This window comes from Chitinophaga alhagiae (genome assembly GCF_003568665.1).
GTDB classification, from domain to species: domain Bacteria; phylum Bacteroidota; class Bacteroidia; order Chitinophagales; family Chitinophagaceae; genus Chitinophaga; species Chitinophaga alhagiae.
In genome coordinates this window covers 373,821-397,379 of record NZ_QXMH01000001.1, presented here as the reverse complement: position 1 = coordinate 397,379, position 23,559 = coordinate 373,821, and the positions used below count along the sequence as shown (strand labels likewise).

Here is a 23,559-nt window from a genome sequence, read left to right as displayed (position 1 = left end):
TAACTCAAACAGCGTAAAAATGATCAAGCTGCAATTAGTTGGCCGTCTGGGCCAGAATGCCACAGAAAATGCTGTAGGCGGAAAAAAAGTCATCAATTTCAGTGTAGCGCACAATGAACGGTACAAGAACCCGCAGGGCGTGCCGCAGGAACGTACGGTATGGGTGAACTGTTCCATGTGGGAGCCGGGCGCGGTAGGCGCTTACCTGGTGCAGGGCAAGGCGGTGTACCTGGAAGGGGTGCCGTGGGTCAACCAGTACACCAGCCTGGCGGGAGAGCCAAAGGCGGAAATGAAATTGCGGGTTACGTACCTGCAGCTGCTGCCAGGCCCTAAACCGGAAGCAGGCGGCAATGTACATGAAATGCCGGAGCCGGTAGTGCGGCCGGCGGACGACCTGCCGTTTGAGTAAGCACGGACGTTTTGAGCGAAGGGCAGGCGGATGTTGATGCCTGCCCTTCGTTTATCATGACTGCTGATGGGGCCAATTGTTGCAAAACGGTTTTCAGGAGTGGCAAGGGCTGACGCTCCATGTGTACTTGCCTTTGATAGCCCGCCCATTTGCCGGCTTGCTGCTATGTAGAAGCTATTGCCACTGTTGCAAAAAAAAGTACCGGAAAAGATATTCAGTTGAAACCCTTTGCTGGTAATGGTTTTCAATACTGTGCGCTTTATTTTTTTTCTCAAAGAGTAAAAAAATATTTGGCTGGGTTGAAAATTCCCTTACCTTTGCACCCACATTGCGAGGTAGAGCAGAGGTAGCTCGTCGGGCTCATAACCCGAAGGTCAGAGGTTCGAATCCTCTCCTCGCTACAAAAAACTAAACTTAAAAAGCCGAAGCTAATTCGGCTTTTTTTATTTGTACTAAATTGCAACTATGCACCGTGCAGGATTTGTAAACATCTTTGGTAAACCGAATGCCGGAAAAAGCACTTTGCTCAACGCCCTGTTGGGCGAAAAGCTGGCTATTGTTTCCCCGAAGGTGCAAACCACCCGCCACCGCATTACCGGCATTATGACAGAGCCCGGTTACCAGGTGGTGTTCTCCGACACGCCCGGTATCATAGACCCGAAGTACAAGCTGCACGAGAAAATGATGGGCGCTGTAAAGTCCGCGCTCGAAGATGCGGACGTAGCCTTGCTCATTATGGACGTGCGGGACAATACCGAAGAATGCCTTGCGCTGTTCGACTCCCTCAAGCTGAAAGCGCAATGCGTGCTGGTGCTGAACAAAATGGACAACCTGGAAAAGGCGGAGCTGGATGCGCTCATTGCCCGCTGCCAGGCATGGGGCAAGGCAAAAGCCGTAGTGCCCATTTCCGCGTTGCAGAAGAAGAACATGGACGGGCTGATGAAGGCCATCCTGCAACTGTTGCCCGAAGGCGAGCCGTTCTACCCGGAAGATACGCTTACAGACCGCTCCACACGCTTTTTTGTGGCCGAGCTGATCCGCGAAAAAATATTCATGCTCTTCGAAGAAGAGATACCGTACCATACCGCCGTGGTGGTCACACAATTCCAGGAAAAGCATACGCTTACCAAAATATCCGCGGAAATCATTGTGACCCGCGAAACGCAGAAAGGCATCATCCTGGGAGAGAAAGGGAAGTCTATCCGCGAGATCGGCTCCCGCGCCAGGGTTGACATAGAAAAGTTCCTGGACAGGAAAGTGTTCCTGGAGCTGCATGTAAAGGTGCGTGACAAGTGGCGGGACAATGATAATTACCTGCGGGAGTACGGACTGATTTAATAAAAAACGAAAGACAACAAAAAAAATATAACATGCCTGGTTTTACTGTAGCAATTGTAGGGCGCCCCAACGTAGGCAAATCCACCCTGTTCAACCGCCTGCTGGAGCAGCGGAAGGCCATTGTGGACGATGTGAGCGGCGTTACCCGCGACCGGCAGTATGGCATTGCCGACTGGAACGGCAAAACCTTTAACGTAATTGATACCGGCGGGTTTGTGGCCGCCAGTGACGATGTGTTTGAGCGCGAGATCCGCAAACAGGTGAAAATAGCCATGCAGGAAGCCAACGTGGTGATCTTCATGTGCGATGTGACCACCGGCATTACTGACCTGGACGCAGATGTGGCAGACCTGCTGCGCCGCTCCAGCAAACCCGTGTACCTGGCCGTGAACAAGGTAGACAACCATGAACGCCAGCTGGAGGCCACCGAGTTTTACAGCCTGGGCTTTGAGCATGTTTTTTTCCTCTCGTCCATGTCTGGAAGCGGTACCGGCGAGCTGCTGGACGAAATTGCGGCCCTCATCCCGGAAGATGAGCAGGCTACGCCCGGAGATGAGGGCATTCCCAAAATTGCCATCATTGGCCAGCCCAACGTGGGCAAATCGTCCCTGCTGAACGCGCTGGTAGGGGAAGAAAGGAACATAGTATCAGACATTGCCGGTACCACGCGAGACACTATTCATACCCGTTATAACCTCTTCCAGAAAGATTTTATACTGATAGACACTGCCGGCATCCGCCGCAAGAACAAGGTGCATGAAGACCTCGAGTTCTACTCCGTGATCCGCGCCATCAAGGCGCTGGATGAGGCAGACATCTGCCTGCTGCTGCTGGATGCGGAGAAAGGCATTGCCGCGCAAGACCTGAGTATTTTCAGCCTGGCCGCCCGCAAGGGCAAAGGCGTGGTGATCATGGTGAACAAGTGGGACCTGATCGAAAAACAGACCAACAGTGCGCGTGACTATGAAAAGCAGTTAAAGGAGCGCCTGGCGCCGTTTACGGACGTGCCTATCATTTTCGGCTCCGTTACGGAAAAGCAGCGCATCTTCAAAACCGTGGAAACGGCCCTGGAGGTGTACGAGAACCGCCAGCGTAAAATACCTACCTCACGCCTGAACGAGGTGATGCTGAAGGCCATAGACGCCTACCGTCCTCCCGTGGTAAGAGGTACCGCCATCAAGATCAAATATGTAACGCAGCTGCCCACGCAAACGCCCGCTTTTGCGTTCTTCGCCAACCTGCCGGACGATATCAAGACGCCCTACCGGAATTACCTGGAAAACAAGCTCCGGGAAAACTTCAATTTTAAGGGTGTACCCGTGCGGATCTTCTTTAGAAAGAAGTAAAAGACGGCTTTTTATATAAAAATATTTTTTGTATAAAATGATTTTTGCATACCTTTGCGGCGATTTAAAACACAAAATCAAATGAAAAAATTATTTGTATTGGCTATCGCTACCGGTCTGTTCGTAGCTTGCAACAACAGTTCTTCTACTACTTCAGACTCTACTACTGTTTCTGCTGATTCAACTGCTCTGAACGCTGCTCCCGCAGTTGATTCTGCCGCTGCTGTAGTTGACTCCGCTGCTGTTGCAGTTGATTCTGCTGCTGCCGCTGTTGCTGACAGCGCTCACAAACACTAAGATAGTTTGTAATAGCAAAAGTATATGGGACCTCCCGGTGCGCCGGGAGGCTCTTTTTTTACCCCAAACCCCGTCAATTTAGCGGTTCAGCCCTTTCTGGCACAGCAATTGTAACCCCCTTAGGCGGACCGTGAATTTTCCAGCTGCCATGAGAAGATTATTCCTGACATTCCTGCTCCTGGGCGGTTTAGCAAGTGTTAGTAACGCCCAAACCATTCAAAGCAACGCCCTCCGCCTCCCCGGTGCGGACGTACGCGCAGTGGCCCAGATGCCCCAGGCCCAGAGAGACAGTATTTTATTGAGCATCAATTATTTAGATACAAGCAATATAGATGTACCGGCCAACGGTATGTCTGCAGCGCACCAGCAGGAGCTGAAGGTGATCATCGGAGATATGCTGCAGCTGGTGAAACAGGTGTTAAAAGAGCCCGGTACGGTAGATGAGGTGGAAAAGAAAATGACCGTGCAAAACCGGAAGCTGGCCTCCCTGCGGGAAGACATTGCGTATGAAGAGAACCTCCGTATCCTGAAGGCTGGTTATGAGGAAGATATGCGCCGCCGCACCAAAGAGTACGAAGACAAAAATTATAATTCGGAAAAGGAAAAACGGATCGCCAAACGGGAGCTGGAACAGGAGCTGAGAGATATTCGCCGGGATTATGAGGAAGAACGGGCACGTTTGAAGAGAGGGTGATCCCCCGTTGGTGTCATATTTAGAAAATATAAAATACATATATTTACAGGGCTGCTGCGGCAGCCCTGTAAATGTATATCCCTATGTTCTAAACCGACGCCTATGTTCACTTCCAATACCCCTGCTTTTGTCGTGCGGGTATGGGGCAACAGCCTGGCCCTTTCACCGCTGCTGAGCATCTTTTTCATGTTGCTGGCAAACCTGACCGATCTCACGTACTGCTGGTTCCTCTTCCTGGTAATGTTTTGCTGGGGCACGGTGATTTCCATTCCCGGCTTTATATTATTTAACCTGGCTGTGCGGCAGATCAACCGCCGGGCGGGTACAGAACGGGAAAAGAAATACTGGTGCCTGGCCGCGGGCAACCTGCTGTGGGTGGGTACCTATGCGGTGGTTATTGCCTGGGGCGGGCTGGAGTACGCAGACAGGCTGGTGACCATTACGCTGGGAAGCTACCTGCTTACGCTGTCTGGCGGCATTTTTTGTTGCAGGCTGGAGCCGGAAGGGGAGAAAAGGGCGGGATCAGTGTGAAGCGGTTTTGCGGGGAAGAGATGTGGGAAAACCGGCGTTGGTAACAGGTGGCGCTCAAAATGACGGGCGGAAAATAAAAAGCCGGCCCAGAAGGCCGGCTCCATTATATCCATTTTCTTATTTCATGTTTTTCAGTTCCTCAATAGCCCGGAGTATCACCGGGTCATTGGTGTTGGTCACCATATAGAACCCTTCGCTCCGCCAGAGCTGGCGGGCCAGCAGGGCTTTCAGCCGCAGCTTCACTTCCGCCTCGTCCTTTCCGGTCATGGCGGCCATATTGATCTTTTCGCCGGAGGCGTGATTCTTGAAGGCATTCATCAGTTCGCTGCTCACCGTAAACTCCTGGTTAAAGGCTACAGCGTCTTTATACTTCTTAAAAGTCTCGGCATTCGCGGTGTAGTAAGCGTAAATGAAGTCCCCGAAAACGTTGCGGGTGTATAACTGCGTGAGCAGGGGGGAGTAACGGGTGGTGTCAAAAGGCACGAACACGTCTGGCATAATGCCGCCGCCGCCGTATACGGTTTTGCCGCCGGCCGTTTCAAACTTCACGGTATCGATGGGGCGGATGCTGTCACGGTTCAGGAACTCCCCGTGGCTGTAGCGGTTGGCAATGTCTTCTTCATATGCCTCCCGGCCGTTCTGGTAGCTTTTCTGGATGCTCCGGCCGGAGGGCAGGTAGTAGCGGGCCACGGTGAGCCGCAATGTAGCGCCGTTGCTGAGGTCAAACGGCTCCTGCACCAGGCCCTTGCCAAAGCTGCGGCGGCCAATGATCTCGCCACGGTCCCAATCCTGCACTGCGCCGGCCAGCACTTCACTGGCGGAGGCGGAGCCTTCGTCTATCAGCACGGTGAGGGCGCCTTTTTCAAACACGCCGGGGCGGGTACATTTATAATCCTGCCGGGGCGAGCTTTTGCCCTGGGTGTAAACGATCAGTTTGTTGCCTTCCAGCAGCTCGTCCGCCAGGCGGGTGGCGGCATCCAGCAGGCCGCCGCCATTCTGACGGAGGTCTATCACCAGCTTTTCCATGCCCAGCTTTTGCAGTTTGCGGGCGGCTTCCATAAATTCCGTGTAGGTGGTGGCCGAGAACTTGCTGATCTTGATATAGCCGGTACCGGGGGCGGCCATGTAGGCGGCATCCACGCTGTAGAGGGGAATCACGCCGCGTTTGATGATCACGTCCAGTTGCTTGCTGCCCCGCAGCATGGTGGTTTTTACCGTGGAGTTGCGGGGGCCGCGCAGCAGCTTCCTGATCTTTTCTGACGTAATGCCCTTGCCGGCCACGTTCACAGAATCGTTCACTGTCAGTATCTTGTCTCCCGTGAGCACGCCGGCCGCATCGGAAGGGCCGCCGGCAATCACGTTCAGGATGTTGACCGTATCGCGGATGATGTTGAACTCCACGCCGATGCCTTCAAAATTACCGTCCAGGTCTTCGTTCACCTCCTGCACATTGGCGGGCGGAATGTATACGGAATGCGGGTCAAGGTGGCTGAGCAGCCCTTCTATGGCTTCTTCCTGCGCCTCCCCGAGGTCCAGCGTATCCACATATTTATATTTCAGCAGGTCCATCACCTCCTGTAAAGAGCCCCGTCTGTTGGTGAAAAAGATGGCGGAATCACTATTGCGCGCAGCCGGCATCTTATGCCCCAGAAACATGCCCAGTGCCAGCACCAGGGCAAATAGAAGGGGCAAGAAAACTTTTAACTTCCTGTTGTCAGACATATAGATATTTAAAACGTTGACGGGTAAAACCCTTTTTGCTTAACTTGTGACAAAAATAACATATTCATAAGCAAAACATCTACATCCAATCCTTAATTTCATAAACGACCGGATATGCCTTCGAAAGTAAAGCTGGTAGCGGATAGCGGATCAACAAAAGCGGAGTGGTGCCTGATGAACGGTCAGGAAAAGAGATCTTTTTTCACCCAGGGCATGAGCCCTTATTTTCTTTCCGGCGCCCAGATAACGGAGCTGGTACAAACAGAACTGCTGCCCCAGCTGAACGGCATCATGCCGGAAGAGGTGTTTTACTACGGCACCGGTTGCGCCGCCCCGCAGAATGCACAGCTGGTACAGGCCAGCCTGCAGCAGGTATGGCCGCAGGCCAGTGTGATGGTGAGCCATGACCTGATGGCGGCGGCCCGCGGCCTGTGCGGCCATGAAGCGGGTATTGCCAGCATATTGGGCACCGGTTCCAACTCCTGCTACTTCGACGGCAAGAACATCGTTAAAAACAACCCGGGCCTGGGATATGTGCTGGGAGACGAAGGCAGCGGCGCTTTCCTCGGTAAAAAAATACTGCAATACTATCTTTACCAGACCTTTGACGACGAGATGCGCTTCCGCTTTGAAGAGCAATACAAAGTCACCAAGGAAAGCATCCTGGAGAGCGTATACCGCAAGCCCCTGCCTAACCGCTACCTGGCCTCCTTCACGCCCTTTCTCTCCGAGAACAGGGGGCATTACATGATCGAGAACATCCTGGAAGACGGGCTCAATGAATTTTTTTTCAACCACATTTACAAATATTCGGAAAGCTGGACGGTGCCACTGTATTTCACCGGCAGCATAGCCTGGCATTTCCGCGATATACTCGAAGAGCTTTGCCATTTGTATGAACTGCAACTCGGCAAGATCATCAAAAACCCGATGGACGGGTTAGCTGTTTATCACGAAGACGAAAAATAGGATATGTCATTCATCAAAGTAACCGAGCAGACAAGCCAGTACCGCCATCTTGAAACGATGACCATACAGGAAGTGCTGACCAATATTAATAAGGAAGATAAAACCGTACCTGAGGCCGTGGAAAAGGCCATCCCCCAGATCACCCGGCTCACCGCCGCCATTGCAGACAAGATGCTGGCCGGTGGCCGTCTTTTTTACATGGGTGCCGGCACCAGCGGCCGCCTGGGCATACTGGACGCTTCCGAGTGCCCGCCCACTTACGGCGTGCCCCAGGGCCTGGTAGTAGGCCTCATTGCCGGCGGTGATTCCGCCATCCGCCGCGCCGTGGAAAATGCGGAAGATGACAGGGAGCAGGGCTGGCGTGACCTGCAGCAGTACAACATCAGCGAAAAAGATGTAGTGGTGGGCATTGCCGCCAGCGGCACCACGCCTTATGTAATAGGCGCGCTCAAGGCCTGCAGGGAGCATGGCATCATTACCGGCAGCATCAGCTGCAACCCCGGCGCCCCCGTGTCGGAACAGGCGGACTTTCCCGTGGAAGTAGTGGTAGGCCCCGAGTTCGTGACCGGCAGCACCCGCATGAAAAGCGGTACCGCGCAAAAGCTGGTGCTGAACATGATCTCTACCACCGTTATGATACAATTGGGAAGAGTGGAAGATAACAAGATGGTGAACATGCAGCTCAGCAACGAAAAACTGGTAGACCGCGGTGTGAAAATGGTGATGGACCAGCTGAAGATCACGGACTATGAAGTGGCAAAAGAACTGCTGTTGGAGTTCGGCAGTGTAAAGCGTGCGGTGGAAAGCAGGCAATAGAAAAAAGTCATAAATTGCCGCCATGCACACTATAGAACCATTTTACAACTGGCGGCACCTGTATACGGCTGAGGAGGATGAGCTGTCACCGTTCTATGGGCGGGAGTATAGTGAGTTTGAATTTATCAATACAATTTACAACTACTACATCCATCCGCAATGGGACGAATTTGGTGCCCCCAACCTCTACATGAAGATCCTGTTTGCGGATTACCAGTTCAACTATGCCATCATTGAGCTGATGGGCGAGTGGAACGACGCCGTGGAAAACAATATCATGACCCTCAAGCGGGACGTGATAGACCTCCTCATAGCCCGCGGCATACAAAAGTTCATACTCATCGCCGAAAATGTGCTCAATTTCTATTCTTCAGACGATTGTTATTACGAAGAGTGGTGGGACGATATCCGGGACGAAGGCGGCTGGGTAGTGGTGCTCAACATGCCGGAGCAGACCCGGCAGGAGTTTGAAAAAGCCCGCCTGGACCACTATGTACACCTCCTGGACGAGCCCAAATGGCGAACTTTTCTCCCTCAGCACTTGTTTAACCTGGTGGATAACTGGATGATGCGCCGCCTTGAATAGGCCTTATTTCGTGATAATTATCATTTGATTTTAATTTTTCATGTTATACATTTGCCCGACATTTCACTTATTTATTCATACTAAAGGAAGCTTAGAACGTATCTTATGAAATGGTCGCAATTCTTTAATACCTCTATTGGTAAAAAATTGCTGGTAGGCGCTACCGGTTTGTTTCTGTGCTCGTTCGTGATCGTGCACCTGGCCGGCAACCTCTCCTTGCTGAAGGAAGACAATGGGGAAGCCTTCAACATTTATGCGGCATTCATGGGGCATAACGGTTTGATCCAGTTCATTGCCTGGGGCCTCAAAATTGTGATTTTGCTGCATGCCATCATTGCCATTCAGCTCACCATCCGTAACCGGGCAGCCCGCCCGGTGAAGTACGCGGTAAGGCCGGGGAACAAAACATCGTCCTGGTACAGCCGTCAAATGGCCGTAATGGGCAGCATTCTCTTCATTTTTATTGTGATCCACCTCTCGCAGTTCTGGTGGGCCATGCACTATGGCGACCTGAACACCGTGAGCTATAACGGGGCCGCTCCCATAGGCAACCTGTACGAGGCGGTTTGGTTCGCGTTTAAAGAACTGTGGATCGTGGCGCTGTATGTGATCGGCATGATAGCCCTGTCCTTCCACCTCATCCATGGCTTTAAAAGTGCCTGCCAGACCTTCGGCCTCAATCACAAAAAGTACAACGGCATCCTGCATTTCATCGGGGTATGGATATTCGGTATCCTCATTCCCGTTGGTTTTGCCGTGATCCCCGTTGTTATTTACATAAAACAAATCTGATAAAGCAAGGATATATGTTGAACGCAAAAATTCCTGCAGGTCCGCTGGAAACCAAATGGAGCAAATATAAAAGCACCGTGAAGCTGGTAAACCCGGCCAACAAACGGAAGCTGGAAGTAATTGTAATTGGTACCGGCCTTGCCGGCGCCTCAGCAGCAGCTTCTCTGGCTGAATTGGGTTACAAGGTGAAGGCTTTCTGTTTCCAGGACAGCGCCCGCCGTGCGCACAGCATTGCTGCGCAGGGGGGTATCAATGCCGCCAAAAATTACCAGAACGATGGAGACTCTGTGTTCCGTCTGTTTTATGATACCGTAAAAGGCGGTGACTACCGCGCCCGCGAAGGCAATGTATACCGCCTGGCGGAAGTAAGTGCTGCTATTATTGACCAGTGCGTGGCCCAGGGCGTGCCCTTTGCCCGCGAGTACGGCGGCCTGCTCAGTAACCGCTCCTTTGGCGGTACCCAGGTACAACGTACGTTCTACGCCGCCGGCCAGACCGGGCAGCAATTGCTGCTGGGCGCCTATTCCGCTTTACAGCGCCAGGTAGCCCTCGGTAACGTGAAAATGTACAGCCGCCACGAAATGCTGGACGTGGTGAAAGTAGACGGCAAGGCCCGCGGCATCATTGCACGGGACCTGGTAACCGGCAAGCTGGAAAGGCACTTTGGCCACTCCGTGCTGATCTGCAGCGGCGGGTACGGCAACGTGTTCTTCCTGTCTACCAACGCCATGGGCTCTAACGTAACCGCCGCCTGGAAAGCCCACAAAGCCGGCGCTTTCTTCGGCAACCCCTGCTTCACGCAGATCCACCCTACCTGCATCCCCGTTTCCGGAGACCACCAGAGCAAGCTCACGCTCATGTCTGAGTCCCTCCGCAACGACGGCCGCATCTGGGTGCCCAAAAAACAGAACGACAACCGCAAACCCACAGATATACCGGAAGAAGAAAGAGACTATTACCTGGAAAGGAGATACCCCGCCTTCGGTAACCTGGTACCCAGAGACGTGGCCTCCCGCGCCGCCAAGGAAAGGTGCGATGCCGGCTACGGCGTAGGCGCTTCCAGGATGGCCGTTTACCTGGACTATGCTGACGCCATTGTGCGTTACGGTACCATTGAGGCCAGCAAGAGAGGGGAAGACAATGCTCCCAAAGAAGAGATCATTGCCATGGGTAAAGGCGTGGTAGCGGAAAAATACGGCAACCTGTTTGACATGTATGCCAAGATCACCGGTGAGAACCCGTACGAGACCCCCATGCGTATTTACCCCGCGGTACACTATACCATGGGCGGCCTGTGGGTAGACTACGAGCTGATGACCACCGTGCCCGGCCTCTACGCCCTCGGTGAAGCCAACTTCTCTGACCACGGCGCCAACCGCCTGGGGGCCTCCGCGCTGATGCAGGGGCTGGCAGACGGTTACTTCGTGATCCCCTACACCATTGGCAACTACCTGGCAGACGAGATACACACCAAACCCATCCCGCTTGACCACCCGGCCTTTGTGGAATCTGAAAAGAAAGTACAGGGCCAGCTGGATACGCTCATGAACATCCGGGGTAAACATTCCGTAGACCATTTCCACAAAGCCCTCGGCAAAATTATGTGGGACAAGTGCGGCATGGCCAGGAATGAACAGGGCCTGAAAGAAGCCATCAACGAAATACGTGCGCTGAAAGAGGAGTTCTGGAAAGACGTACGCATCCCCGGCGGCCAGCACGAGTTTAACCCGGAGCTGGAAAAAGCCGGCCGCGTGGCGGACTTCCTGGAACTGGGCGAACTGATGTGTATGGACGCACTGATGAGAAGAGAATCCTGCGGCGGTCATTTCCGTGAAGAGTCCCAAACCGAAGAAGGAGAGGCAAAACGTAATGATGAGAACTTTTCGTTCGTGGCTGCATGGGAATACAAAGGCCCCGGCAACTTCGACCTGCACAAGGAGGAACTGAACTTCGAGATCGTTCACCCCACCCAACGCAGCTACAAATAAGGAACCGCTTTACCATTCACGATTAAGAATTATAATTATGAAGCTCACATTAAAAATTTGGCGCCAGCAGAACAACCAAGCAAAAGGCCATTTTGAGACCTTTGAGGTGTCAGATGTGTCTAAAGACATGTCTTTCCTGGAGATGTTCGACGTGCTGAATGAGCGTTTGATCAACGAAGGCAAAGAACCTATCGCATTTGACCACGACTGCCGCGAAGGCATTTGCGGCGCATGCTCCATGTATATCAACGGCCGCGCGCACGGCCCCTGGCATGAGACCACCACCTGCCAGCTGCACATGCGCGCCTATAACGATGGAGATACCATTGTGGTAGAGCCCTGGCGCGCATCGGCTTTCCCGGTGATCAAAGACCTGACGGTAGACCGCTCCGCGTTTGACCGCATCATTCAGGCCGGCGGTTACATTTCCGTGAACACGGGCAACGCGGTAGACGCCAATGCCATTCCCATAGACAAAACAGATGCTGACCATGCCTTTGCTGCTGCGGCCTGCATCGGTTGCGGCGCCTGCGTGGCGGCTTGCAAAAACTCTTCCGCCATGCTGTTCACGTCCGCGAAAGTATCCCAACTGGCCCTGCTGCCGCAGGGAGACCCCGAGCGGAAACAACGCGCCATGGACATGGTAGCGCAAATGGACAAGGAAGGCTTTGGCAGCTGCACCAACACCGGCGCCTGCGAAGCTGAATGCCCCAAAGGCATTTCCCTCGCCAATATTGCACGCCTCAACCGCGAGTTTATTGCAGCAGGGTTTTCTTCTGAAGCATGATCATGACCCCGCAAGGGAAACAAATAACGGAAGGCTGCCGGTAACGGCGGCCTTTTTTTGTGGCCCGCCAGGCGCTGGTACCCCGTTATGCGGCAAACCACCTGGCCCGCCATGCACTGGTTGCCTGTTATGCGGCAAACCACCTGGCCTGCCATGCACTGGTTGCCTGTTATGCGGCAAACCACCTGGCCTGCCATGCACTGGTTGCCTGTTATGCGGCAAACCACCTGGCCCGCCAGGCGCTGGTACCCCGTTATGCGGCAAACCACCTGGCCCGCCATGTTGCGGCAGCCTTTAAAGTGTACCGCATACACGCCACAGTATTGCTTTTGGCAGGTTCCCACTGCTCCCGGTTTTGCGCCGCCCGCCCTGTTTTTCCCTTTTCTCCGGCCTCATTTTTTACTATCTTGGTAAGTACACAAATTATTGATACATCATGTCAGACAATTCCCGTCGTAAATTCCTGAAACAGCTGAGCGGCACCGCGGCATTCCTGGGCGCCGGCTCGCTGGGCGCATTTGCGGAAAACCCTGTTAAACAGCACCTGCTGCAACTCTCCGGCCCCGTCAGCGCCAACGACAAAATTCGTATAGCCGGCATCGGCATGGGCATTATGGGCTTTGGCGATGTTAGTACCGCCCTGAAGGTACCGGGTGTGGAACTGGTAGCCGTGGCAGACCTGTATGACGGCCACCTTGAGAAAGCGAAGGCCGTATACGGCAACCACCTCTTCACCACAAGAGATTACCGGGAAATACTGGAAAGAAAAGATATAGACGCGGTTATCATAGCCACGCCAGACCACTGGCATGATACGCAGTCCATTGCCGCTATGGAAAAAGGCAAGGCCGTGTATTGCGAAAAGCCCATGGTACAACAGATAGCGGAAGGCCATAAAGTCATAGCCACCCAGCAGCGCACCAAAGCCGTGCTGCAGGTGGGCAGCCAGCGCGTGAGCAGTGTGGCGCTGGCAGAAGCGCGCAAGCGCTACCTGGCCGGAGACATTGGCCAGTTGAACCTGGTAGAAGCGAAAATAGACCGCCACAGCGCGCTGGGGGCCTGGCAATACTCCATTCCGCCAGATGCCAGTCCCAAAACCATAGACTGGGATACCTTTCTGAAAGATACCGCCAAAATGCCCTTTGACCCCGTGCGCTTCTTCCGCTGGCGCAACTACAGGGCCTACGGCACCGGCGTGCCGGGAGACCTGTTTGTACACCTGATCACCGGCCTGCACTTCATTATAGGCTCCAAAGGCCCTTCTAACATTTACGCCAGCGGCAACCTGGTGCAGTGGAAAGACGGGCGCGATGTGCCGGACGTAATGGTGGCCATTTTTGATTACCCCGCTACCAAAGAGCACCCCTCTTTCCAGATGCAGCTGCGGGTAAACTTTGCAGATGGCGGCGGTGGCGGAGAGTACACCCGCCTCATTGGCACCGAAGGCGTGATGGAACTGGGCTGGAACGATTTCAAGGTAAAACAGCACAAGCTGCCCGTGGCCCCCGGTTATGGCGGCTGGGACACCTACAACACCTTTACCGAACAGCAGCAGAAAGAGTTTGTGAAAGAATACAAAGCCAAATACGCCGAAGCAGACCGCGCCGCGGCTAAAACGGAAGAGTCCGCCTACCGCGCGCCCGCCGGGTACGACGACCGCTTTGATCATTTTGTGAACTTCTTTGAGGCCATGCGCGGCAAAAAAACAGTGGTGGAAGACGCCACCTTCGGGCTGCGCGCCGCCGGCCCCGCCCTGGCCGCCAACGAGAGCTATTTCTCTAAAAAGGTGATACACTGGGACAGCGAGCGTATGAAGATCAAATGACCGCCGGTAGTGTATCGGCGGATGCAAGGAAAAACCGTGTCTGCGGCCGCCGGCTGAAACAGCCTCACCGCACCCGCTAAATAAATGAAAGCCCAGCGTCCCCTGCAGGTCTCCCCGCCGGAATCTTCAGGGGACGCTTTTTTTCCTTACATTTAGTTATCCTAAACCTGCATTATGAAAGCAACTATCATCCCCCTCATGGCTGCCGTAACCCTGGCGGCCTGTAACACAGCAGAAAAAAAACAGGAGAAAATGAACGTGACACCACCCGTAGCCGAAAAGATCAGGCATGAATTTCCCGCCATCCATGGAGATGTGAGGGTAGACGAATATTACTGGCTCAAAGAAAGGGACGATCCCAAGGTAATTGCCTACCTCCAGGCCGAAAACAAGTATACAGACACCATGCTTTCACCCGTAAAGGAATTTCGGGAAAAGCTGTACGAAGAACTGAAAGGCCGTATCAAGGAAAAGGATGAATCCGTGCCTTACTTCCTGAACGGTTACGTGTATTACACCCGTTATGAAGAAGGGAAAGAGTACCCGGTATACTGCCGCAAAAAAGGGAGTGAGTCCGCACCGGAAGAAGTGGTGCTGAACGTGAACGACATGGCAAAGGGGTATGCCTTTTACAACGTGGTGGGCCTGAACGTAAGCCCGGATAACAAGCTGGTGGCCTATGGCGTGGATACCGTGAGCCGGCGCAAGTACACCATTCATGTGAAGGACCTGGAAACAGGGGAGCTGCTCCCGGACGCCATTGCCAATACCACCGGCGGCAGCACCTGGGCCAACGATAACAAGACGCTGTTCTATACCCGCAAGAACGATTCTACCCTCCGTTCGGAAAGTATTTCCAAACACCTGCTGGGCGCTGACCCGAAGGCGGATAAAGTAGTGTTCTTTGAAAAGGATGATACCTACAGCACCTGGGTATACAAATCCAAGTCGCGCAAATACATCATCATCGGCAGCGGCAGCACCCTTTCTTCAGAATACCGCTACCTGGACGCAGACCGGCCTGACGGCACTTTCAACGTGTTCCACCCGCGTGAGAAAGACATGCTGTATGATATTGACCACCGCGGGGATAAATTTTACGTGGTGACCAACTACAACGCCAAAAACTTCCGGCTGATGGAAACGCCGCTAGACAAAACCGGCAAAGACAACTGGAAAGAAGTGATACCGCACCGTACAGACGTGCTGCTGGAAGGCATAGAGCTGTTTAGCAACTACATGGTGGTGAGCGAGCGGAAGAACGGCCTTTCGCAATTGCGCATTATCAACAGCCTCAGCGGGCAGGAGCATTACCTGGATTTCGGGGAGCCGGCCTATGTGGCCTACGTATCCACCAACCCGGAAATGGACAGCAAGCAGCTCCGCTATGGCTATACTTCGCTCACCACACCCAATTCCACCTTTGACTATAATATGGACACCAAAGAAAAGGAGCTGAAAAAGCAGCAGGAGGTGCTGGGCGGCTATGATCCGAAGAACTATGTAACAGAGCGGCTCTTTGCCACCGCTGCAGACGGTACCCGGGTGCCCGTTTCGCTCGTGTATAAAAAAGGTTTCGAAAAGAACGGCCAACAACCGCTGCTGCTGTACGGCTACGGCTCTTACGGCAACTCCATAGAGCCTTTTTTCAGCTCCAACCGCATCAGCCTGCTGGACAGGGGCTTTGCCTATGCCATTGCCCACATCCGCGGCGGGCAGGAGATGGGCCGGCAGTGGTATGAAGACGGCAAGATGTTTAAAAAGAAGAACACTTTTACGGACTTTATAGACTGCGGCGAATATCTTATCAAGGAAAAATACACCAGCCGGGAACACCTCTATGCCATGGGCGGCAGCGCCGGCGGCCTGCTGATGGGCGCTGTGGTCAACATGCGGCCGGACCTCTGGAAGGGCGTCATTGCCGCCGTGCCCTTTGTAGACGTGGTCACCACCATGCTGGACGCTTCCATTCCCCTCACCACCAGTGAGTACGATGAGTGGGGCAACCCCAACAACAAAGATGCTTACGAGTACATGAAATCCTACTCGCCCTATGATAACGTAGTGAAAAAGGCCTATCCCAATATGCTGGTGACCACCGGCCTGCACGACTCGCAGGTGCAGTACTTTGAACCGGCCAAGTGGGTGGCCAAACTGCGGGAAATGAAAACGGACAGCAACCTGCTGCTGCTGGAAACCAATATGGACGCCGGCCACGGCGGCGCCTCCGGGAGGTTCAAAGCGTTGAAAGACGTAGCGCTGCAGTATGCGTTCCTGTTTTACCTGGAAGGGATCAGTAAATAGCTGTTGCCGTGCCAGCGGGTAACCCGCAACACCAGGGTTGCCTGCCTGGCCTGATAACTACAAGGGGCTGTCTCAAAAGTAATTTTTACCTGATCTTATTCAGGTACCTGATGGAGAGATTTTTCGTTTACGCGATTCTCAAGCCCATCAAATTACTTTTGAGACAGCCCCCTTTTTTATAATCCGTAACCTTCAGGCTTTGCCCAGTTTCTTCAGCTTTATGCCTACAGCGATCAGGAAGATGCCGAAAAACAGGGCATAAAACCCTATCCACCAGGAAATGACCACCACCCCGGTGATGGGCTGCATAAACAGCAGTATCCCGAACAGGATAGACAGTACCCCGGCCAGTATCAGCATCCATTCATTGGTGATCTCCTTGCGCAGGCGAATGGCCAGGATGATCTCGAAAATGCCGGTCAGCAGGCTCCAGATGGCTATCAGCACCACCAGGAACAGGGCCGTAACGCCGGGGCTGAACAGGGCTATCAGGCCGGCCACGATGCTGACCAGCCCCTCCAGCAGCAGCACCCACCAGCGGGGCTCCGTTTTCATGACCCGGAAGCTGTGTACCAGCGTAAAAATGCCGTCCACAAAAAAATAGGCCCCCAGGAAGATCACGAGGATAGAGAGGGTGATGGCAGGCCAGAGAAAGGCCAGTACCGCAAAAAGGATGGCCAGAACGCCCCTCAGCACGAACAGCCACCAGTATTTGGCAAATTCTTGGATCATAACATCGCTTTTAGTTGTAAGTGTTAACACTATATATCGGAAAATTGTTCAATAGGGCGGTGTGGCGGGGTTTAGGGAACAGGTGGAGATATCCCTTATATTTTGTAACTTTGCGGCTTCAAATTTCAGCCAGCAATGATTAGTGTAAAAAATGTGACGCTCTCTTTCGGTAAACGGGTATTGTTCGATGAAGTGAATATCAACTTTACGAAAGGCAACTGCTATGGAGTGATCGGCGCCAACGGCGCGGGTAAGTCCACCTTCCTCAAGATCCTGTCAGGGGAGATCGAGCCCAACAAGGGCACGGTAGAGATCACCCCCGGGGAGCGTATGTCCGTACTCAAACAGAACCACTACGAGTTTGATGAGATAACCGTACTCAATACCGTGCTGATGGGCAACAAGAAGCTCTGGGAAATTGCCGCGGAAAGAGACGCCATTTATGCCAAGGAAGACTTTTCGGAAGAAGACGGCATGCGTGCCGGCGAGCTGGAAGCTGAATATGGCGAAATGGGCGGTTACACCGCCGAAAGCGACGCCGGGGTGCTGCTGGGTGACCTGGGCGTGAAGGAAGAGCTGCACAGCGTGCTGATGAAAGACCTGAGCGGCGCCCTGAAAGTGCGTGTGCTGCTGGCACAGGCCCTCTTCGGCAACCCAGACATCCTGCTGCTGGATGAGCCCACCAACCACCTGGACGTGGAAACCATCGGCTGGCTGGAAAACTTCCTGGCGGATTATGAGAACATCGTGATCGTAGTGAGCCACGACCGTCACTTCCTGGATGCCGTATGTACCCACGTGGCAGACGTAGACCGTGCAAAGATCAAGATATTCACCGGTAACTATTCTTTCTGGTACGAGTCCAGCCAGCTGATGGCCCGCCAGATCAATGACAAGAACAAGAAAATGGAGGAAAAGCGGAAAGACCTGCTGGACTTTATTGCCCGCTTCAGTGCCAACGCTTCCAAATCCAAACAGGCCACCTCCCGTAAAAAGGCCCTGGAAAAGCTCGTTATTGAAGATATTGAGCCTTCCAGCCGCAAATACCCCGGCATTATTTTCAAACAGCTCCGCGAAGTAGGTAACCAGATACTGAACCTCGAGAAGCTGGAGAAAAGCGTGGACGGCCGCAAACTGTTCAGCGACGTTACTTTTTCCGTGAACAAGGGAGACAAGATCGCCTTCCTTTCCAAAGACCACCTGGCCCTCAGCACCTTCTTCGATATTATTAACGGGGACCAGCAGGCAGACAGCGGCAAGCTGGAGTGGGGCACCACTGTTACAAAGGCATACCTGCCTGACGATAACGCGGAGTTCTTTAAAAGCGACCTGAACCTGATGGACTGGCTGCGCCAGTTCGTTCCGCCCCATGTAACGGACGTAGATGAGCCCTTCCTGCGCGGTTTCCTGGGCAGGATGCTCTTCAGCGGGGACGAGATCATGAAAAAAACCACCGTACTGAGCGGTGGTGAGAAAGTACGCTGCATGGTATCCCGCATGATGCTGCAAGACCCGAACGTAGTGATACTGGATGAGCCTACCAACCACCTTGACCTGGAGTCTATCCAGTCTTTCAACGAAAGCATGAAAGATTTCAAAGGCATTGTGCTCTTCACCACGCATGACCATACCTTCATGCAGTCCGTGGCCAACCGTATCATCGAGATCACGCCCTCCGGCATTATAGACCGCCTGAGCAGTTTTGACGAATACCTGTCAGATGAGCGGGTGAAGAACCTCCGCGCCGAAATGTACGGGGAGCCTGTTACCGCTTAAAAAATGAAACCGACTGACCTGTTTTAAAGACGTATATTAACAGATGAAAAATAAATAAATGCAAAAGAGCGGACACTGGTTCCGCTCTTTTTTATGGGTCACTTTTTTGGGTATTAGCTCTCTTTTTTCAGAGATATTCTTCAATTACTTTCATTTTAGATTTATCCAGCGGCTTGGTGATGTAGGCCATCAGCTCCGGCGTTTTCTTCACCTTTTCCATGTCTTGTATGTTCATGGAAGAAGAGCACATAATGATGGGCACATGCCGGCGCAGCCTGTTCTTTAATCCCCGGAAGGCCTCAATAAAATCCCATCCGTTCATCCGCTGCATGTTCATGTCAAGAATGATCAGGCAGGGCAGGTTCTGTTCAGCAAAAGCGCTGAGGTCTTCAATGGCGTCTTCTGCTGACAGAAAGGAGTTTACAACCACGTTCCAACCCTGCAACCCGAACATCTTCTTTACAATAAAGTGGAAAATCTCGTCATCGTCAATTACATACACTACTTTATTTGCGTTTGCCATGTCATAAATATTATCGTATAGCTCCATAATTCAGTCTAACGAATCATCGTCACAAGCACCGGGTTTCGTGCAAATGCAAGGAAATACGCTTGGGGGATGGCATTTTCCTGATTGCTCCGCAAAGAAAGTTAATTTTATTTTATTTTTATATATATTTTAAATTCAATAACCAATCTTTAACAATCCTGATAGGAATAAAAAAGGTGCGGCCCTGGTTAGGCCGCACCTGTGCTTATGAATGTTGGATTGTCTATTTTATGGTCTTCCTTAGTTGAAAAGACCGCCTTTTTTAAGATTTACTTTACCGGCGCCTATCCGGAAGCCGTCCTGGTAGATTTCTACGGTGTAGTCTCCCGGTTTGAAATCGGAGTTCTGTTTCCAGTCCATGCTCACCGGGGTAGTACCGCCGGCTACATAAGAAACGGTCTTTTTCACGGTGTACAGCTTCTCGGTACCGTCTTCCAGGGTGAACCGGCCGCTGCCCAGGGCTTCTACCGCCAGGGGAGAACCGTCAGGAGCGGTAATGGCCACGTAAATGTCTTTGTCTCCGGAGGTGGCTATGCGGTTGTCTACATCAAAGCTCACGCGCATCATATCGGCCCTTTTGGCTTTGGAAGTTACTTCTTCCTTGCCGTTGCGGCGTACGTTGATGGGGCTCAGCTTGATGTTGGAAGCATGCAGTACGGAACCGATCTCCACGCGTTTGCCGAGGCTGTCTTTCACCACAGACACGGAATCACGCTCCTTGCGGGCTACATCGCGCTCACCGGTGATCACGATCTTTTCGCCTTCCAGCCTTTCGATGGTCTGTACGTAAGACTCGGTGGTGGATTTCAGCTGCTCGATCAGTCTCCTGGCTTCAGCCAGTTCCGCAGCGGTAGCATTTTTATTGCTGAGGATGCCGCTGATGCGGCCTTTCATGTCGGCAATTTCTTTATCCTTGCTTTTTACCAGGCTGTCCATGCGGCTGTTCTGGGAGATCAGGTCATCCAGGCGCGCCTGTGCAGCATCATATTCAGATTGCAGTTCATTGCGGGAGTTGCTCAGTGTGTCCAGCTGGTTTTCTTTTACCACCAGCTCCTTGCTGGTTTGGCTTTTATCATAAAACATGTACCCCCACGTACCCACCAGCGCGGCAATGAGAACCCCGTAAATAATCCCGTTTTTGTTGTTTTTTGGTTTTTCAGGTCCGGAAGTACCGGGCGTACCGGTATTAAAAGTGTTTTCCGCCATAGTGATGTTTGTTTTATTTTTTGATTGTTATATGGGTAAAATTTTTTCTGAAACCCCTGAACGTGGAAATTTATTTAACTTACACGTTTTAAACTTTTTGGCTGTGCTCAATACCGTTGCTCTCGATCAATTATTACTCCTTGATATAGAAACTGTTCCGCTTGCAGCTACTTTTGATCACCTGCCGGATGAGCTGCAACGCCTCTGGCTGGAGAAAAATACAAAAACTGCGCCAGATTCTGAAAATGGGGAAGAGGCCTATGTGGAAAAAGCAGGGTTGCAGGCGGAGTTTGGCCGCATAGTATGCATTTCCGCAGGTTTTTTTTATACAGAATCAGGTCATTATCAATTGCGTATAAAATCTTTTGCCGGCCAGAACGAAAGAGAAGTAATGGAAGGTTTCCTTGACCTGGTGCAAAAATTTTTTTTAAAGTATCCCCGGGCCCAGTTTGCCGGCCACAATATCCGCGAATTTGATATTCCCTATATTTGCCGCCGTGCATTGATCAATGGCCTGGCCCTGCCGGCCCCTTTGCAGGCGCACAACTTCAAACCCTGGGAATCTCCCGTGCTGGACACGCTGCAAGTATGGCGTTTCGGCGAGTTCAGGAACTACACCTCCCTCAAGCTGCTGGCCGCCGTGCTGGGCATACCCACACCCAAGGACGATATAGACGGGAGCATGGTGGGCAAGGTGTTCTGGGAAGAAAAGAACCTGCCCCGCATTGTGGAGTACTGCCAGAAAGATGTGCTCACCGTAGGCCAGTTGCTGCTGCGCTTTAAAGGAATGCCCCTGCTGGAAAAAGAGCAGGTGCAGTTTGTGTAAAAGGCAAAACCGGAAAGAAAAATGGAATACCAGGATATCATCAAAGATTGGAAAAGCGGCAAATTCAAGCCATTGTACTGGCTGGAAGGGGAAGAAGACTTTTTTATAGACCAGGTGGTGGACTACGCGGAGCACAAGCTGCTCAGTGAGGCTGACCAGGGTTTTAACCTCACCGTGTTTTACGGCAAGGATACGGACTGGGCCGCTGTGATCAACGCCTGCCGCCGCTACCCCATGTTTGCGGACCGCCAGGTGGTGATCCTGAAAGAGGCCCAGGCCATGAGAGACCTGCTGAAGCTGGAAGCGTACATTGCCCAGCCGCTGGAATCTACCGTGTTCGTAGTGGCCCATAAACAGGGCAAGCTGGATGGGCGCAGCAAGATGTCCAAGCTCATCAAGGAAAAAGGCGTGGTGCTGTCTACCAAAAAAATGTATGACAACCAGCTGCCGGCCTGGGCGGAAGCCTATGTGCGCAGCCAGGGCCTGGCCATCTCCGAAAAGGCCTGCATACTGCTGGCAGACCACATCGGCAACGACCTTTCCCGCATGGCCAACGAGATAGACAAGCTGCTGGTGAACCTGCCCGCAGGCAAAAAAATAGACGAGAACGACATCGAAAAATATGTGGGCATCAGCAAGGAATACAACGTGTTTGAGCTGCAGAACGCCCTGGGCCAGCAGGACGTGGGCAAAGTGATGCGCATTGCCCGTTATTTTGCCGCCAACCCCAAGGCCGCCCCCATCCAGATGGTGATACCCGCCCTGTATAACTACTTTGCCAAGATCAACCTGCTGTTCGGGGTGAAAGGGGGAGAGAAGGAAATGGCCGCCGCCCTGGGCGTACACCCTTTTTTCCTGAAAGACTATACCGCCGCCGCCCGCAATTACGGCCCGGAAGGAGCGGAGCGCGCCATCCTGCTCCTGCACAAATACAACCTGCGCAGCATTGGCATCGGGGATAGCGGTAATGAAGACGGGGAATTGATGAAGGAGCTGCTGTTCCGCCTCATGCGGCCCTGACCTCAGCCTGCTATTACCCGCGCACGGGCCACATCATCTTTCATTTGCAGCACCAGCGCTTCTACGGAATCAAATTTTTTATCGGAACGGATGTAGTCCAGGAAGTTCACGCGGATGTGCTCGCCATAGATCTCTTCGTCAAAATCAAGGATGAACACTTCTATTCTCAGCTCCCGGCCGTTAAAGGTAGGCCGCGTGCCGATGTTGAGCGCGCCCTTGTGCGTATGCCCGCCCGTGGTAACGGTAACGGCGTATACGCCTTCCGCGGGAATGAGCTTGCGGGCATCGTTCAGGGCAATATTGGCGGTGGGGAAACCCAGCTGGCGGCCCATTTTATCTCCATGCACCACCGTGCCGTTGATGAAATACGGGTAGCCCAGCAGTTCGTTGGCCAGCTGAATGGCGCCTTCCTGCAGGCTTTTGCGGATCTTGGTGGAGCTGACCGTGAGGTTGTGTACCACCTGCTGCGGAATTTCCAGCAGCCGGAAACCGAATTTTTGCTGCTCCGCTTCCAGCAACTCCAGCCCCCCTTCCCGGTTGTGGCCAAAACGATGGTCGTACCCGATAATGATGGTATGCGGCTTGAAAGTGCTGATCAGGAAATCTTCCAGGTAGGCTTTGGCAGACAGCTCGGAAAACGCTTTGGTGAACGGCACCACCACCAGGTGGTGGATGCCCTGCTTTTCCAGCAGCAGTATCTTTTCTTCCAGCGTGGTGAGCAGGTGTACCGGCTGGTTATGCGGGGCCAGCACCTCCCGCGGGTGCGGGTCAAACGTGATGATCACCGTTTCGCCGTTGCAGGCGGCGGCAGCTTCCTGCAATTGCTGCAGGATGTACTGGTGGCCGGTATGTACGCCGTCAAAAGTGCCGATGGTGATCACAGCATTTCTGAAAACGGGCAATTGTTGTAAGTCTCTGTGAACCTGCATGGTGAAAAGGTCATATTTTCAAAAACGCCGTGCAAATCTAAATGTTTTGACCGGAATCCCATGCGGCCGTTGCCGGGTATGGGCAGAATCTTTTACTTTTGCACTTTCTAAACTTA

At 52.8% G+C, this 23,559-nt stretch carries 22 protein-coding genes and 1 tRNA gene; 18 read left to right on the top strand and 5 right to left on the bottom strand.

The genetic code is table 11. The annotated features are described in order from the left end of the window. Window positions 1–19: 19 nt before the first annotated feature. From D3A97_RS01615 to D3A97_RS01585, 7 genes are all read left to right on the top strand, one after another. The gene (locus D3A97_RS01615) at window positions 20–409 is read left to right on the top strand and encodes a single-stranded DNA-binding protein (RefSeq protein ID WP_119076023.1); all 390 of its coding nucleotides are present in this window, start codon (window positions 20–22) and stop codon (window positions 407–409) included. Window positions 410–738: 329 nt separating this feature from the next. Next, a tRNA-Met gene (locus D3A97_RS01610) sits at window positions 739–810 on the top strand. 64 nt (window positions 811–874) lie between these two features. Continuing rightward, window positions 875–1,747: a GTPase Era gene (gene era / locus D3A97_RS01605; protein WP_119076021.1), complete on the top strand. Its 873-nt coding sequence runs from the start codon at window positions 875–877 to the stop codon at window positions 1,745–1,747. Window positions 1,748–1,779: 32 nt separating this feature from the next. Further along, a complete protein-coding gene (gene der, locus D3A97_RS01600; RefSeq protein ID WP_119076019.1) occupies window positions 1,780–3,093 on the top strand; it encodes a ribosome biogenesis GTPase Der in 1,314 nt (437 codons plus the stop codon). A gap of 81 nt (window positions 3,094–3,174) precedes the next feature. Continuing rightward, on the top strand, window positions 3,175–3,390 hold the full coding sequence (locus D3A97_RS01595; protein WP_119076017.1) for a hypothetical protein: 216 nt from the start codon (window positions 3,175–3,177) through the stop codon (window positions 3,388–3,390). Between the two features lie 148 nt (window positions 3,391–3,538). Then, window positions 3,539–4,084: a hypothetical protein gene (locus D3A97_RS01590; protein WP_119076015.1), complete on the top strand. Its 546-nt coding sequence runs from the start codon at window positions 3,539–3,541 to the stop codon at window positions 4,082–4,084. A 102-nt stretch (window positions 4,085–4,186) separates the two neighbouring features. Further along, entirely contained in the window at window positions 4,187–4,615 is a 429-nt protein-coding gene (locus D3A97_RS01585) for a hypothetical protein (protein WP_119076013.1), read from the top strand. A 117-nt stretch (window positions 4,616–4,732) separates the two neighbouring features. Here D3A97_RS01585 and D3A97_RS01580 read toward each other — a convergent pair whose 3' ends face one another. Continuing rightward, window positions 4,733–6,307, bottom strand: coding sequence for a S41 family peptidase (locus tag D3A97_RS01580; protein WP_232825816.1), 1,575 nt, complete (start codon window positions 6,305–6,307; stop codon window positions 4,733–4,735). Window positions 6,308–6,451: 144 nt separating this feature from the next. Here D3A97_RS01580 and D3A97_RS01575 point away from each other — a divergent pair, with 144 nt between their 5' ends. The 8 genes from D3A97_RS01575 to D3A97_RS01535 all read left to right on the top strand — a co-directional run bounded on the left by D3A97_RS01575 (window position 6,452) and on the right by D3A97_RS01535 (window position 16,404). Then, window positions 6,452–7,306, top strand: a complete 855-nt coding sequence (locus D3A97_RS01575; protein WP_119076008.1) for an N-acetylglucosamine kinase — start codon at window positions 6,452–6,454, stop codon at window positions 7,304–7,306. 3 nt (window positions 7,307–7,309) lie between these two features. Continuing rightward, on the top strand, window positions 7,310–8,122 hold the full coding sequence (gene murQ, locus D3A97_RS01570) for an N-acetylmuramic acid 6-phosphate etherase (RefSeq protein WP_119076006.1): 813 nt from the start codon (window positions 7,310–7,312) through the stop codon (window positions 8,120–8,122). A 22-nt stretch (window positions 8,123–8,144) separates the two neighbouring features. Next, window positions 8,145–8,708, top strand: a complete 564-nt coding sequence (locus D3A97_RS01565) for a hypothetical protein (RefSeq protein WP_119076004.1) — start codon at window positions 8,145–8,147, stop codon at window positions 8,706–8,708. Between the two features lie 105 nt (window positions 8,709–8,813). Continuing rightward, window positions 8,814–9,500 carry a succinate dehydrogenase cytochrome b subunit gene (locus D3A97_RS01560; RefSeq protein WP_119076002.1) on the top strand — a complete coding sequence of 229 codons (687 nt, stop codon included), beginning with the start codon at window positions 8,814–8,816 and terminating at the stop codon, window positions 9,498–9,500. A gap of 14 nt (window positions 9,501–9,514) precedes the next feature. Next, a complete protein-coding gene (locus D3A97_RS01555) occupies window positions 9,515–11,488 on the top strand; it encodes a fumarate reductase/succinate dehydrogenase flavoprotein subunit (protein ID WP_119076000.1) in 1,974 nt (657 codons plus the stop codon). A gap of 37 nt (window positions 11,489–11,525) precedes the next feature. Further along, on the top strand, window positions 11,526–12,275 hold the full coding sequence (locus D3A97_RS01550; RefSeq protein ID WP_119075999.1) for a succinate dehydrogenase/fumarate reductase iron-sulfur subunit: 750 nt from the start codon (window positions 11,526–11,528) through the stop codon (window positions 12,273–12,275). A 436-nt stretch (window positions 12,276–12,711) separates the two neighbouring features. Then, entirely contained in the window at window positions 12,712–14,100 is a 1,389-nt protein-coding gene (locus tag D3A97_RS01540) for a Gfo/Idh/MocA family protein (protein WP_119075995.1), read from the top strand. 174 nt (window positions 14,101–14,274) lie between these two features. Then, entirely contained in the window at window positions 14,275–16,404 is a 2,130-nt protein-coding gene (locus tag D3A97_RS01535) for a S9 family peptidase (protein WP_119075993.1), read from the top strand. 192 nt (window positions 16,405–16,596) lie between these two features. Here D3A97_RS01535 and D3A97_RS01530 read toward each other — a convergent pair whose 3' ends face one another. Next, window positions 16,597–17,136, bottom strand: a complete 540-nt coding sequence (locus D3A97_RS01530; RefSeq protein WP_198673817.1) for an HdeD family acid-resistance protein — start codon at window positions 17,134–17,136, stop codon at window positions 16,597–16,599. 135 nt (window positions 17,137–17,271) lie between these two features. Between D3A97_RS01530 and D3A97_RS01525 the strand changes: the two genes are divergently transcribed. Further along, the gene (locus D3A97_RS01525) at window positions 17,272–18,912 is read left to right on the top strand and encodes an ABC-F family ATP-binding cassette domain-containing protein (protein ID WP_119075991.1); all 1,641 of its coding nucleotides are present in this window, start codon (window positions 17,272–17,274) and stop codon (window positions 18,910–18,912) included. 127 nt (window positions 18,913–19,039) lie between these two features. Here the strand turns inward: D3A97_RS01525 and D3A97_RS01520 are convergent, their stop codons facing one another. Together D3A97_RS01520 and D3A97_RS01515 are read right to left on the bottom strand one after the other, a co-directional pair. After that, complete coding sequence (locus tag D3A97_RS01520; protein WP_157986300.1) at window positions 19,040–19,435, bottom strand: response regulator; 396 nt, start codon at window positions 19,433–19,435, stop codon at window positions 19,040–19,042. Between the two features lie 267 nt (window positions 19,436–19,702). After that, on the bottom strand, window positions 19,703–20,668 hold the full coding sequence (locus tag D3A97_RS01515; RefSeq protein WP_119075987.1) for a DUF8428 domain-containing protein: 966 nt from the start codon (window positions 20,666–20,668) through the stop codon (window positions 19,703–19,705). A gap of 103 nt (window positions 20,669–20,771) precedes the next feature. On the opposite strand from D3A97_RS01515, the gene D3A97_RS01510 reads away from it, so the two are divergent. Next, a complete protein-coding gene (locus tag D3A97_RS01510; protein ID WP_119078372.1) occupies window positions 20,772–21,494 on the top strand; it encodes a 3'-5' exonuclease in 723 nt (240 codons plus the stop codon). 21 nt (window positions 21,495–21,515) lie between these two features. Continuing rightward, on the top strand, window positions 21,516–22,514 hold the full coding sequence (gene holA, locus D3A97_RS01505; protein WP_119075984.1) for a DNA polymerase III subunit delta: 999 nt from the start codon (window positions 21,516–21,518) through the stop codon (window positions 22,512–22,514). A 2-nt stretch (window positions 22,515–22,516) separates the two neighbouring features. Here the strand turns inward: holA and D3A97_RS01500 are convergent, their stop codons facing one another. Then, on the bottom strand, window positions 22,517–23,443 hold the full coding sequence (locus D3A97_RS01500) for a bifunctional riboflavin kinase/FAD synthetase (protein ID WP_119075982.1): 927 nt from the start codon (window positions 23,441–23,443) through the stop codon (window positions 22,517–22,519). Window positions 23,444–23,559: the final 116 nt, after the last annotated feature.